General features: G+C 46.4%; 14 protein-coding genes. 11 read left to right on the forward strand and 3 right to left on the reverse strand.

From position 1 onward, the window contains the following. The first annotated feature begins 7 nt into the window (after positions 1-7). From K8S15_13030 to K8S15_13070, 9 genes are all read left to right on the forward strand, one after another. On the forward strand, positions 8-1522 hold the full coding sequence (locus K8S15_13030; protein ID MCD4776960.1) for a PAS domain-containing protein: 1515 nt from the start codon (positions 8-10) through the stop codon (positions 1520-1522). Continuing rightward, on the forward strand, positions 1512-2207 hold the full coding sequence (locus tag K8S15_13035; protein MCD4776961.1) for a hypothetical protein: 696 nt from the start codon (positions 1512-1514) through the stop codon (positions 2205-2207). The genes K8S15_13030 and K8S15_13035 overlap by 11 nt, the downstream gene beginning before the upstream one ends. After that, positions 2204-3280, forward strand: a complete 1077-nt coding sequence (locus K8S15_13040; protein ID MCD4776962.1) for a hypothetical protein — start codon at positions 2204-2206, stop codon at positions 3278-3280. Before K8S15_13035 ends, K8S15_13040 begins: the two co-directional genes overlap by 4 nt. A gap of 23 nt (positions 3281-3303) precedes the next feature. Next, positions 3304-3984 (forward strand): hypothetical protein, encoded by a 681-nt coding sequence (locus K8S15_13045; protein ID MCD4776963.1) that lies wholly within the window; start codon positions 3304-3306, stop codon positions 3982-3984. A gap of 108 nt (positions 3985-4092) precedes the next feature. Then, on the forward strand, positions 4093-4821 hold the full coding sequence (locus K8S15_13050) for a YebC/PmpR family DNA-binding transcriptional regulator (protein MCD4776964.1): 729 nt from the start codon (positions 4093-4095) through the stop codon (positions 4819-4821). Further along, on the forward strand, positions 4822-5352 hold the full coding sequence (gene ruvC / locus K8S15_13055) for a crossover junction endodeoxyribonuclease RuvC (GenBank protein MCD4776965.1): 531 nt from the start codon (positions 4822-4824) through the stop codon (positions 5350-5352). After that, positions 5312-5911: a hypothetical protein gene (locus K8S15_13060; GenBank protein ID MCD4776966.1), complete on the forward strand. Its 600-nt coding sequence runs from the start codon at positions 5312-5314 to the stop codon at positions 5909-5911. The genes ruvC and K8S15_13060 overlap by 41 nt, the downstream gene beginning before the upstream one ends. A gap of 11 nt (positions 5912-5922) precedes the next feature. Continuing rightward, positions 5923-6939, forward strand: a complete 1017-nt coding sequence (gene ruvB / locus K8S15_13065; GenBank protein ID MCD4776967.1) for a Holliday junction branch migration DNA helicase RuvB — start codon at positions 5923-5925, stop codon at positions 6937-6939. Next, positions 6936-7493 carry an epoxyqueuosine reductase QueH gene (locus K8S15_13070; protein MCD4776968.1) on the forward strand — a complete coding sequence of 186 codons (558 nt, stop codon included), beginning with the start codon at positions 6936-6938 and terminating at the stop codon, positions 7491-7493. The genes ruvB and K8S15_13070 overlap by 4 nt, the downstream gene beginning before the upstream one ends. On the opposite strand, the gene K8S15_13075 is transcribed toward K8S15_13070, so the two are convergent. Together K8S15_13075 and K8S15_13080 are read right to left on the reverse strand one after the other, a co-directional pair. Continuing rightward, positions 7490-8377, reverse strand: a complete 888-nt coding sequence (locus tag K8S15_13075) for a T9SS type A sorting domain-containing protein (protein MCD4776969.1) — start codon at positions 8375-8377, stop codon at positions 7490-7492. The genes K8S15_13070 and K8S15_13075 overlap by 4 nt on opposite strands. Before the next feature lie 27 nt (positions 8378-8404). After that, positions 8405-8701, reverse strand: a complete 297-nt coding sequence (locus K8S15_13080; protein MCD4776970.1) for a hypothetical protein — start codon at positions 8699-8701, stop codon at positions 8405-8407. Positions 8702-8966: 265 nt separating this feature from the next. Between K8S15_13080 and K8S15_13085 the strand changes: the two genes are divergently transcribed. After that, on the forward strand, positions 8967-10469 hold the full coding sequence (locus K8S15_13085; GenBank protein ID MCD4776971.1) for a hypothetical protein: 1503 nt from the start codon (positions 8967-8969) through the stop codon (positions 10467-10469). A 44-nt stretch (positions 10470-10513) separates the two neighbouring features. On the opposite strand, the gene K8S15_13090 is transcribed toward K8S15_13085, so the two are convergent. Next, positions 10514-11500 (reverse strand): class I SAM-dependent methyltransferase, encoded by a 987-nt coding sequence (locus tag K8S15_13090; GenBank protein ID MCD4776972.1) that lies wholly within the window; start codon positions 11498-11500, stop codon positions 10514-10516. A 280-nt stretch (positions 11501-11780) separates the two neighbouring features. Between K8S15_13090 and pruA the strand changes: the two genes are divergently transcribed. Continuing rightward, the gene (pruA, locus tag K8S15_13095) at positions 11781-13406 is read left to right on the forward strand and encodes an L-glutamate gamma-semialdehyde dehydrogenase (protein MCD4776973.1); all 1626 of its coding nucleotides are present in this window, start codon (positions 11781-11783) and stop codon (positions 13404-13406) included. Positions 13407-13452 lie beyond the last annotated feature (46 nt).

A 13452-nucleotide genomic window follows, 5' to 3' on the forward strand; every position in this document is an offset into this window, starting at 1 on the left:
TATTCATATGAAGCAGCTGGACGGGATCAGAAATATTCTATCTGCTATCACAGACGCTGTTGTGCTCGTTGATTCCAAGAAACGAATAACTTTTATGAACGCGGAAGCGGAAAAACTTACAGGATTCAGCGCTGAGGATGCGGCGGGGAAGGATATCTGGGAGGTCTGCGTCTTTATCGAGCAGAATACACGAAAATCGGTTACAGATGATATAGATGAAATACTGCTAAGGGATGGATACTTGAATTTTCCCGTGGCTACTGTAATCATCCCCAGAAAGGAAGATGAAATACTGATAAGAGGAGGTGTCTTCCTGTCAGATCATTCGCTGGGAAATCCTGATGCTATTGAAGGTGTGGTTTTCAGGAATGTCAGCTCAAGATGGTTAATGGACACGTCTATGCAGAGAAACCAGAAGGCTGAAGCCATCAGGATTCTTGCAGGAGGTATCGCGGACAACCTGAACGATCTTCTTACAGTTCTCCTGGCGAGGTTGTCCGTGATAAGCAGAAACCATAATGACAGAACCGCCGTTTTCAGGTCCATCCGCGATTCGAAGAAGATTATCGGCAAGATCAGTTCGATGATATCCAGTCTATCTCCCAGAGAGGATCCGGGGAACATTAACAGTAAGAATATCTGTCTTTTTAAGAATGTCATCAGGAGCAGCCTGGAAATTTTTACTGCTGCTTTTCCAGATCTTAATATAGAGCTGGCCTATCCTGACCGGACAGGTTATACAAGCATTCCTTCCGGGTTTGTGGAGCAGATAGTCGTGAACCTCATTATGAATGCCGGGGAGGCAGTCAGTGGTGATGGCACCATAAGTATCACAGCGTGCAGGATAGATCTTCCGCAGGAAATAAAACCTGTAAATGCGGGAAGCTACGTAATTCTATCTGTAAATGACGATGGATGCGGTATTTCAGACGAGAATCTTACCAGAATTATTGATCCATTCTACACCACCAAGCGAAAGCAGGGCGGTCTCGGATTATCTGCCGTATATTCAATTGTGAACAGTTATAAAGGCTATATCGCTGTCAGATCCAAACTTGGTGAGGGTTCGTCTTTTTCTGTATATCTGCCGGCAGCCCCTGGAATTGTTACTGAGACCGCCAGCGATGTTATCCCCGGAGTTTTTATCGCAGGCTTTGAACAAATGGAGGAACAGCTGCTCAGCAGAATTCTGGAAGCAGTTGGCTGTACAGTTTTGCCTGTAACAGCTGAAAGTATTAAGGAAAATTCGATTCCGGAAGATGCAAAGGCTGCGGAGTATAAGCTACTGCTGACCGATTACGATTTCTATATGTCAGAAATCGACCTGTTCACAGATTTGGATATCCTGGAAAATGTGAAAATCGCTGTCATTAACGAATCTTATCATGTACCGGATAACGTGGATTCGAACATAGTGTTCATCAGAAGGCCTTTAGGGATTGACAGTGTTGCCGCGGCTGTTACCAGGTGCGCCTGGGCAAGGCCTGTAGAAACGGTGAAGGTTGGCGGAAGTGAAGATTAACTGTACACAGTGCGGGGCAGAACAGGTTGTTATTGAAAGCAATTTTTTCCTCAGATGTCCCTACTGTGACGCCAGGATTATCGTTGATCCTCCTGAGAATACTCCGGCATTGATCGAACCAGCCGTTCGGGAAGAATATGTAAGGAGGCTCTTTCCAACAGATATGGTCTCATCGGTGGAAATGAAATACTTTCCGTATCTGGAGAATGACCTGTCTTCCGTTAGAGAAATTCACCCCTGCTTCAGCCAGCCCTGGCAGGAGCTTGAAGATTACCTTCCCCCGTCCGGGGACAGGAAGATATTTGATGAAAGCCTCGCGGAGCCTGACCAGCTGATACCATTTGACAAGGATATGGCTGAAGAAAGCGGGAGCAGGATAGTTTTTCACCCGTTGTATGTTGTCATGCTGAAACTTGAAGGTTACGGAGAAGGTTTGCTGGTAGACGGTGTATCCGGAAAACTCATCAGCGAATCCCCTTTGGTGGAAAATGATGATGATTCGGTGCAGAAACTGTACAGAACTTTTTTAATAACTCTGGCTGCTGGCCTTGTTTTCACGGTTCCCGTCTATTTCCTTACAAAGGGTTTCAGTGAGTTCTTTCTTTCCGGAATCTGGACATTCATGATCATTGTCTCTCTGGTTCTGGCATTCTATCATTTCAAGATAAAGACTGGCAGAAGATGAACAAAGTAACAGTCGCCTTTACCTGTCCATCGTGCGCCGGACCCCTCAGTATTCGAGAAGGGGATACCCATACAATCTGCCCGAACTGTGCCAGCAGCCTGCTGCTTCCGAATGCGGTGAGCAGATACGTGCTGCCATCAACGGTAGAGGCTATAAATATTCTCCGGTCGGTGCGAAGTGAACTTAAGAAAGTGAATTCCGACAGCATTGGGAAGGCCAGGGTAAGTAAACCGGTGCTTTATTATGTACCTTTCTGGCACTGCAACGCACAGGCAAACGGTTACATACTGGGAGTGGAGCCCGTTTATCATGAAAGAGAAATTCCCACAATCGATACTGACGGTCGGAATCCAGCTGCTCGTATCGTTTCAATCACCAGAAAGGTTAAGACTCGAACGGGATCCAACGCTATTGAGCGGGAGGTTCAGCTGTCCGGAAGCGTGAACATAAGCGCGGCTGACCTCGAACCCCTAGGCATCCCCACTCTTTCATCCGACTCGCAGCTTTCCATACAGGGGCTTGATATCCAACGTACTACTCTTCCTGAGGGGCTGGAAGTTCTTGAGGATGAGAGTTCCAGAAACGGTGTATTCGTTGATCCGGTCATTACCGTTGCCGATGCCCATGAGCAGACAGCCAGTTATTTCAGCAGACTTGCCTCAGGTGTCGGTTTCGGACTCGAAGAGAGGTGGGAATATATTGTCATTTCCGGATATCGTGACGCACTTGTTTATTATCCTCTATGGATAACCGATTTCAGATTCGATGGGAGATCCTATCAGGTGGTTGTTGATGGGCGTTCTGGAAGTGTTCTGCGCGGAAGGTTCCCATCCTCAGGCAAGGACAAAAAAATTATTACCATCGCTGCCGCACTGCTATGGGCCGGGATTCTTCCTTTCATTCTTGATCTTCTTTTCAGTGGACAACTCAATTACAAAACCCCCTCCGGGAATCAGTCCAGCTGTTTACCGACAATTATTCTCATTATGAGTGCCCTGGCATACGGAACCTGGCATCTACTTAAAATACTTGGCAGAGTGGTTGGAAAAGGAAACGATCATGTTATTTACTAATTTTATCAGGATGGTTATTTCCGATGCGACGTAATATTTCAAAGATGACTCTTCTTCGATGTTCCAACTGCGGAAGCGATCTTCGTGGGCTTTCTTCAGATGTTGTTTTTTACTGCTCTGAGTGCGGCAGATGCTGGATTTCCGGCGAACGGTTCGAACCAGTCAGTATTGAATTCATGAGGGATAGTGATTCCAGCTCTGTTTTCCTGCCTTTTTGGAGAGTTGACGCTACCGTTACCATACACAGCCGCTTATCCCGCAAGAAATCTTTGACATCGGGAGTTAATGGACCCAGGAAATTCACCGGCAGGGAAAGAGGGCTTACAGAGTCCGACTCAGGCTATCACAAAGACAGATTCATTTTTCCGGCATTTTCGACAAGCCTGGTTCTCTCCACCGGAGTCAGAATGCACGGAGAGAACTTCCTGCCTGAGGAAATGGAGCATGGGAAACGTTTCAGCGTAATCGGCGGTTCTGTAGGAAGGGATGATGCCGTTTCTCTGGCCAGAGGGGTTGCTGTGGGTGTTGAGGTCAACAGATCTGATTTCCTTGCATCGGTTGACCTTGATATCGAAGTTCACGCGGCAGGTATTTATGCAATCGGGTGTACGCCCGAGAAAACCGTTTTCAGTATCAACGGCTCGAAAATCGGTATTCCCTACACTGCCGCACCGGATTCCGATGAATATTTTAAGCGGAGTTAAATAAATTTTTCATATAGTTCTCACCTTCTTGACTGAAGAAGGTTTAATATCTAATGTTGATATTACAGAAGGAAGAAATCGGATAGTTTTACTGAACAGGAGTAATGCATGTCAGGACACAATAAATGGAGCAGTATAAAACATAAGAAATCGAAAGCTGACGCTGCGAGGGGCAAGATTTTCAGTAGACTGGTTAAAGAGATATCTGTTGCCGCAAGGGAGGGTGGAGGAGACGTAGAAACGAACGCCCGATTAAGGGTTGGGGTAGAGACCGCGAAATCCCACAATATGCCTTCCGACAATATAGAGCGGGCTATAAAGAGAGGGACAGGCGCCCTTGAAGGCATCACTTACGAGGAAATGACATACGAAGCCTACGGCCCTGGCGGAGTCGCGATAATCATTGAAGTACTGACGGATAACAAGAACAGAACCGCAGCGGAAATAAGACATTCCCTCTCAAAGCATGGCGGTCATCTCGGTTCAAGGAACAGTGTAGCCTATATGTTCAACAGGGTCGGAAAGATAATCATCGATGGTGCCAGGTATTCCGAGGACCAGGTACTTGAGGCAGGCCTTGAAGCCGGTCTTGAAGACGTCCAGACAATTGATGATATAATAGTAGCTTCAACTTCGCCTTCAGATGTATTCGATGTTAAGAATGCCCTGGTGGAGATGGGTGTAGTACCTGAAAGCGCAGAGGTTACAAAGGAACCGGATAACTTTATAGGGTTAAGCTCCAGGGAAGCTGAAAAGGCTGTTGCTCTTCTTGAAATACTTGAAGAAAATGATGATGTTCAGGCGATTCATACCAATTTTGAGATACAGGAGGATTAATTGCCTGAAACTGGATCTTCCATCTATATGGGTATAGATCCCGGGTTGGGCACAACAGGATACGGAGTGCTTCGCTTCTCATCCGGTTACATCGAACTTCTTGACGGCGGGACAATAACATCATCAGCAAATGATACGCTTCCCGAAAGACTGAATGAACTCTATTGCGGAATGCTGGAGATTATTAATAAATACAGCCTGGTAGCAATGGGGCTTGAGAAGATATATGCTCATTACAAGCATCCGTCTACGGCAATAAAAATGGCGCATGCCCGTGGTGTATTGAGTCTTGCGGCTGTTCGAAGTGAAGTACGCGTTGTTTCTTTGCCTTCTACAAGAATAAAGAAGCTTGTTACAGGGAACGGGAGAGCCAGCAAGGAACAGGTATCAGGCATGGTCAGGCATCTCCTTGGTTTGACCGTTGAAATACGACCGGACGATGTTTCAGATGCCCTTGCCATTGCAATAGCTGCTTACGAAAGTGAAAAAAATGATAGAAAGTTTAAGGGGCTCAGTAGAAAGAACGGTTAATTCCACCATTCATATTAGAACCGGTTCGTTCGTTATCGGGATTCTGACTCCGGGCTACTTTTTCAGAAGTGTAACCGCGGGACAGGAGCTTGATATCCCGGTTTACCTGCATCTACAGCTTGAAGGTAATCGTGTAGTTCCCCTGTTGGTGGGGTTTCCAGAAGTTCGCGACAGGGAATTCTTCGAGAAATTCATCTCGGTATCCGGTGTGGGAGTTAAGGCCGCCGTTAAAGCGCTTGAAAAACCTCCTTATAGAATTGCTTCGGCAATAGCCTCGGAGGACTACGATTACCTGACAACTCTGCCCGGAATAGGAAAGAAGAGGGCCAGGCAGATAGTAGCAGGACTTCAGGAACAGATGAAGAAAATGTATGGAGCTGTTTCGTCCGTCGGTGACATTCCAGATACACATGGCGAAGCCAGAGCGGTTCTCAGGCAGCTTGGCGTGCCTGTAGCTGAAGCGGATAAATTAATTGAAATGGCCTGCAGCGAGCTTGACTCCGGAGCCGGGATATCGACTGTTGTTAAACGCGCGATGAGAATCAGGAGCAGAAAGTGAGCAGAGAATCAATCATCTCAGGAGAAGCTCAGAGGATCGATGAGACTGCTGACGAAACCACACTGCCTTCTCTCAGGCCTGAAAACCTGAATGAATACATCGGTCAGAAAGCTGTAATACAGAAGCTGACAATCGCGATAAAGGCTGCTCTTGGCAGAGGAGAACCCCTTGATCACATTCTGTTTCACGGGCCTCCCGGCCTTGGTAAAACCACACTGGCTCATATCGTTTCCAATGAAATGAACGCTGGTCTTATTTGTACTTCCGGACCCGCTCTTGAAAGGGCAGCCGATCTGGTTGGAATCCTGACCAACCTGCAGCAGGGGGATATCCTCTTTATTGATGAGATTCACAGGCTTCCCAGGGTGGTGGAGGAGTACCTCTATCCGGCAATGGAGGATTTCGTCATTGATATCGTGCTGGATCCCGGTCCCCATGCAAGAACGGTAAGACTTGATCTTGCCGAGTTCACGATTGTTGGCGCTACCACCCGCGCGGGTCTTATTACCGGACCCTTGAGAAACAGGTTCGGCCTGTCACTTCATATGCAGTTTTACAATACAGATGAATTGGCGGAGATAATCAGAAGATCATCCCGTATACTGAACCTGGAATTGACCGATGGAGGAGCTGAAACCATAGCGTTACGGTCCCGGGGCACTCCCAGAATCTGCAACAGATTACTAAAGAGGGTAAGGGATTTCGCCCAGGTTGAAGGCAAGGATGTGGTTACTGAGGACGTCGCTGTGGAGGCCATGGATATTCATGGTGTAGACGAAGCCGGTCTTGACAGTCTTGATAGAAAGTACCTCAGTGTCATAATAAAGCAGTATACCGGAGGCCCCGTTGGAGTCGCAGCCCTGGCGGCAACCCTTAACGAAGAAAAGGATACTCTGATCGATGTTGTTGAGCCGTTTCTTCTTATTTCAGGATTTTTAAACCGCACGAGCAGGGGAAGAATGACTACCATCAAAGCTTACAGTCATCTGGGGTTGAAGTACAGCATACAGGAAGAACTCCCTTTGTGAAAACGGATGAATCCCTTCTACTTCACGCATGCTGCGGCCCATGTACGACTGTAGTATGTGAACAGCTTCAAATGGAGGGTTTCGAAATCACTGCCTTTTTCTACAATCCTAACATACACCCCTGGAAGGAGAGGGAGAGAAGGCTTCAGGCACTTAAAGACTACGCCGATTCAAATGAGATACCTCTTGAGATCGATGAGGAATACCCTCTTGAAGAGAATATCAGGATGCTGCTGGATTCTGATAACAGGTGCTATGCCTGTTTCGAGGACAGACTTTCGGCAACGGCTGCTCGAGCGGCGGAACGTGGAATTGAGACTTTTTCCACTACTCTTTCAGTAAGCCCCTACCAGAACCAGGCATTTATTATGTCAGCGGGAAAGATCGCCGAGAAGAAAAGCGGCGTTCGTTTCGTATACAGAGACTTCAGGGAGTTCTACAATGAATCCATACGGATTTCCAGAGAAGCGGGAATGTACAGGCAGCCTTACTGCGGCTGCGTTTTCAGCGAACGAGACAGGTATCTGAAATTGAAATCACCAGGACAGATCTAATATCCTGAAAGCAGAACTACGCTTTCTGACAGGACCATACTTCCAGTAACAAACCGAACGAAGTATATGCCGGACGGTTCGCCGGAAATATCGAATCTAAAATTGTGCTCACCGGAAGTGAACTGGACGATTCCTGATTCGGATACAATCCTGCCGTTAGCGGAGTATATCCGAAGTTGCACATCGCTGTCTGCTTCAAGAAGAAAATCCACACTGAAGGGGCCGTTTGTGGGGCTTCTGGAAATGCTCAATTCACAGCAGGTGTTAAGCTCGGTGCATGCTTCGATTCCTGTAGAAACGCCATGGCACAGGTATACCCAGCCGTTGTAATCACTTAAAATGAGATCGGGGAGTCCGTCTTCGTCCCAGTCATTCACCCAGAGCCTTGATCCGTAATGAATATCAATGATTGATCCGTTGCTTTCGAGGTACTCATAACCGCTGAATACAGGGGAGGCATTTGAACCAACATTCTCGTAGTAAAGCACTTTGCCGTAGGATTCTCCACAGATAAGATCCTTTTTTCCATCCAGGTTGAGATCAACTATCTGCGGAGCACAGCGGGAGCATTTGATATTCGTGCTGCTGCTCTGGATCCAGGTGTATGTGGTGAATGCATGGTTTTCCGGTGTTCCGCTGTTCAGATACAGGCGTACGCTTCCCGGGGATGTGCTTTCCTGTCCCAGAATAAGATCAAGAAGCCCATCCTCATTCCAGTCAACAATAACCGGAGCGGAATTGTATCCTACATCAATGGTCGTTCCACTCGCTTTTATATTCGGTTCCGCTGTTAATACACCTGTAGCTGTACCGCGGAAGTAATTAACGAAGCCGTTTCTATCACCTACAACAATATCGAGGATACTATCGTTGTTGAAATCCACAACCTGTGGATTAGTTGCGCCGGTGCATCAACCAGAGGGCAATTTAATATCTGCTCCGTCCGACTGAATGAAGCTGTAACCGGTGAAAATTGGAGAATCGTTTGAACCGGAGTTTGCATAAAACCTTATTTTGCCATCGGTGAACTGGCCCAGTATCAGATCCTTCAGACCGTCTTCGTCCCAGTCCGCGATGCAGGGGGCTCCGTAATATCCAACGTCAATCCTGTTTCCAGAAGCTTCAATCCAGCTGAGGGGGCCGAATGAGGGAGCACCTGCCATGATGAAACCGGATAGGAGAATGATCGCTGAAATGGCCTTTCTCATAAGTGTTTCCTTTCAAACAATATGTATTTCCAATAAGATTACTACGAAATTTACAATTCAGCATCAGCCCTGTCAATACACACTCAATTCACAGCTATAAAGAACTGGATGACACTGGTCTTCTCCAGAAATGGCGTTGGACAAGCGAAACATCGGGACAAAGGTGAGAATAGTTACTATATGTATCGAAGAATCCATTATATACGTAAGACAACGAGTTCGAATTCCAGTAATGGTTTGCGTTGTAGAAGGAGGACTCATGTTAATGTTGCTGTTTACTTTGACGCTGAGTACCGGTTTTGACTATTCCGGTGTTGCTATGACAACGTATCCTGAAGGCTACACTCCTGAAACAATGGAGGAATGGCAGGCGACACGACCTCCGACTGTACCGCTGATTGTGAATACAGTTCTGCAAACCGGTTCTGAAAGGGATGGAACCAGTTTTCTGGTAATTCTCGAAAACGGTCTTGCTTCTGCTGTTGGTTTATCCCTGATCGAACGATGGGCTGCAGATATAAGCTGCAATGGGCTTACCGTGGAAGTCGTTGAAGTCACATACAGCACGCCGGAAGAACTGAAAGATTACCTTATGGTTCGCCATGATCAGGGACTGGAAGGAGCTGTTTTTGTTGGAGATCTTCCCGTTGCATGGTCTATGATAGACAACGATATCCTGGATTCAAGCGAAGAGTTCCCGTCCGATTACTTTTTTATGGATCTTAATGGAAGCTGGCAGGATTTATGGATTGGATATCCGTCCGGAGGAGTATCTGGTCAGGATGGGAAGTACGATACATGGTCGGGAGAACTTGATCCTGAGATTTACATCGGCAGGATTCTCACAAGCAATCTTGGTGATGAAGTATCACTTATAACATCGTATCTGAATCAGAATCACAGCTGGCGCGATGAGGGTGATACCGAGCCTCTTCAGGCGCTCTGTTACGTTGATGACGACTGGGCTTTTTACGGTATCGATTTCCAGCAGAATATGCAGCTCCTGTACCCCAATACAGATCTTGTTAACGATAACGTGGTAACTACTGACTCCGACTATGAGAACATTCGCTTACCGGCAAGCTATTCCTGGATAAGTCCTTTTGTTCATTCATGCCCTTCCTATCACCTCTGGTATCCGGGAATGTATCCAACTTACAACTACGAAATTGCTGCAATACAGCCACCGGCTCATTTCTACAATCTGTTTGCATGCTCCAACTGTAGATTTACAACCAGCGGTTATATGGGTGGAGCATACGTTTTTCAGAACAGCAATGGTCTTGCTGCTGTTGGAAGCACCAAATCCGGAGCAATGCTTCGGTTCAACTATTTCTATGCCCCCATGGGCAACGACGGATCAATAGGGGAGGGATATAGAGACTGGTGGAATCAGATAGTCTCAAATGGGTTTGTAGGACACGAGAGATCATGGCATCTGGGAATGACGCTGATAGGAGATCCCACACTGGTTCCATCGATGGCATTGGTTTCAGTCGAGGAAGATGATGATCTTTTATCGGAATCAGTGCATATATCCGTCGTAAACAATCCCTGTTTCGGAACCGCCATATTCCACACAGGACATATTGAAGATAGCCTGTTCAGGATCCGGGATATTTCCGGTAGAATAATTGACGAGATGATCTGTAACGCAGAGGATATTCTGCTTGATGTTTCTACATACAGACCGGGAATATATCTGGTTGAGCTTATTTCCCCGGATGGAATCACCAGATGCTGCACGAAGCTTACTGTACTTCACTGACGGAGAACAGATGCATATTTCCTGTTCCTGAGATGGCGGTTGGGTTAAATAGTTATCTTCCGCAGAAGGAAGCATGCCTGGTCACCTTGTTTAGCGGCATTTAATTCTTCTGCTTTCTCTTGAAACCTTACCAAATCGTTTCGGGTGAAAATGGAGCTGTCTATGCCATATTTGCAGGATCTTCTATCGTGCAGCGGAATTCCCTTTACATATTGCTCGCTTCCCCAGAATTGGAATGCATCGGAATCGAATTCAATGGATTCAATCTCAAAGCCGGCACTTTCGGATAGCAGCGTCATGCTTTTAATGGAGTGCAGGAAAAGATGCCGCGGAGCGTCGAGCTGAACCCAGTTTGTTCTGTAATGCTTCCATGCGAATGATGAAGCAACAGGGATTCGTATCAGAACGAGCCCTTTGTCATATGCTTTCCTACGAAGTTTTTTTAATGTATCCAGCGGATCCGCAAGGTGTTCAAAAGAATGATGCAGCATAATGAATTCGAAAGACTCACTTGTTTCATCAAGGTCTCTTTTTAAGACCCTAACCCCATTCTCATAATAACAATCTTCCTGAATATACGGATCATATCCTGTTAGATCAGAAAAGCCTTTCCTGTGGAGATGCATTAGCAGGTGGCCGGCGCCGCATCCGACATCCAGTATTCTGGAGTCCACATGAACTCCTGAGGATTTTACCCATTTTGGAAGACGTGGCTCACCAAACAGTTTCAACAGGATCCTTCCCGCAAGACCTTTGCCACTCAGGTAATAACCTGTTCTCCGGTGCTTGAGATACCACCATGCTTTGTTCGGTTTTGAGATATTCGGCTTGGAGAATGAATAGTAATCATTGGAATAGTATTTGCTTAACGTTTCAGGAATTTCAGTTGCCTGCAGGCATTCGCAATTCGAACACTGGAAATACTCAAATTCATCTCGAGATCCGAACATCATTTCATGAAGAATGTAAGGAGTATTATTCACCGAGTTGCCACAGATTCTACATGCCCTGGACAACACAGAATGTTCCATTTTTACTCACTTAACAATGATTATGGGGTTCTAAATATGTTTCCTGGTATTTCTCTGTTCAACTTTATCAACATAAGCAATGCGAAGTCAAGTGTCTCAAGCACAGATCAAGAGATCCTGTCAGTTCAAGAAATCCAGAATCAGCGCATTGGGTAAATCACTGTCGGAAGGCAGGATTGTCGCATAAGGGCACGAACCAGCGGCAGGGAAGTTGAAAAAATACGCAGAATACGTTATGTTAGCTGAACATAACGTATCGGATGAAAGGATAAATTGCACAATGAACAATACGATATTCTCAATTAAAGAGCCGGAAAACGAGAGGGTTTACAGTTACGCCAGGGGAAGTTCTGAAAGGGATCATATAGGAGAGGAACTTGAAAGGCAGGCCTCAACTGAGGTCGAAATACCACTGATAATTGGCGGCAGGGAAGTAAGGACGGGAAATACAGGAAAAGTGTTTATGCCATGTGATCACCGGCATGTACTTGCGACTTATCATAAAGCAGGTGAAAAGGAGGTGAGAGACGCAATTGAGGCTGCAATGAAAGCCAGGGAGGAATGGGCTACACTGTCATGGGTCGAGAGAGCTTCCATTTCTCTGAAGGCGGCCGATCTCATAGCGGAGAAATACAGATATGTGATTAATGCAGCCACAATGCTTGGACAGGGGAAGAATGTCTATCAGGCTGAAATAGACGCTGCAGTTGAGACAGTGGATTTCCTCAGATTCAACGCATGGTTCGCGTCGCAGATATACAGTGGACAGCCGTCCTCAACTTCGGAGCAGATGAACAGAATAGAGTACAGACCCCTTGAAGGTTTTGTATTCACCGTCAGTCCTTTCAATTTTACAGCCATTGCATCCAACCTGAATATGTCAGTTGTACTGATGGGCAATGTAACCGTCTGGAAACCGGCGACAACATCACTTCTTTCCAGCTACTATTTAATGAAGATATACCGGGAGGCAGGATTACCAGACGGTGTGATAAACTTCATTCCCGGCAGGGGTTCCCTGATAGGAGATCATGTACTGGCTCATCCCGGTTTTTCAGGTTTGCATTTCACAGGTTCCAACGCCACATTCAACGGCCTCTGGAAAAAGGTTGCAGAAAACTTGAGCGTCTATAAAAACTATCCCAGACTTGTTGGCGAAACGGGAGGAAAAGATTTTATTTTCGTACACCAATCCGCTGACCCCATCGAAGCTGCCACCGCTATCGTGAGGGGTGCCTTTGAATATCAGGGGCAGAAATGTTCCGCTGCCTCAAGAGCGTACGTACCTGAGTCCATGTGGAACGTTGTTCGGGGTGCATTGGTGAAGATGATATCGAATATCGAAGTAGGTGATGTCATGGATAATTCTAATTTTGTCAACGCGGTCATAGATGAGAAATCTTTTGACAACATCATGGATTATATTGAACTGGCACGGAAATCTGATTCCGCTGAAATAGTTTCGGGAGGAATCGGTGACAAGACGAAGGGTTATTACATACAGCCTACGGTTATTCTGACGAAAGATCCTGAATTTGTAACAATGCGCGAAGAAATATTCGGACCGGTGATGACTATTTACGTTTATCCGGATGACGATTACGAGAAAACTCTGATTATATGTAATGACACATCGCCTTACGCCCTGACGGGAGCTGTATTCAGCAGGGACAGGTATGCTTTTGTCACTGCGTGTCGCATTTTGCGTTATGCGGCAGGCAATTTCTACATAAACGACAAACCCACCGGTGCCGTCGTGGGACTTCAGCCCTTCGGAGGAGCAAGGGCGTCAGGTACGAATGACAAAGCCGGAGGACCCTTGAACCTTGTTAGATGGGTGAGTCCCAGAACTATAAAGGAGACTTTTATTCCGGCAACTGATTTTGGATATCCATTCATGGATTAATCCGGATCAGATCCACGATAAATGACAGGCTCGATTAAGCATCAAA

This window comes from Candidatus Aegiribacteria sp. (genome assembly GCA_021108005.1).
In the GTDB taxonomy this organism is placed as follows: domain Bacteria; phylum Fermentibacterota; class Fermentibacteria; order Fermentibacterales; family JCC-6; genus Aegiribacteria.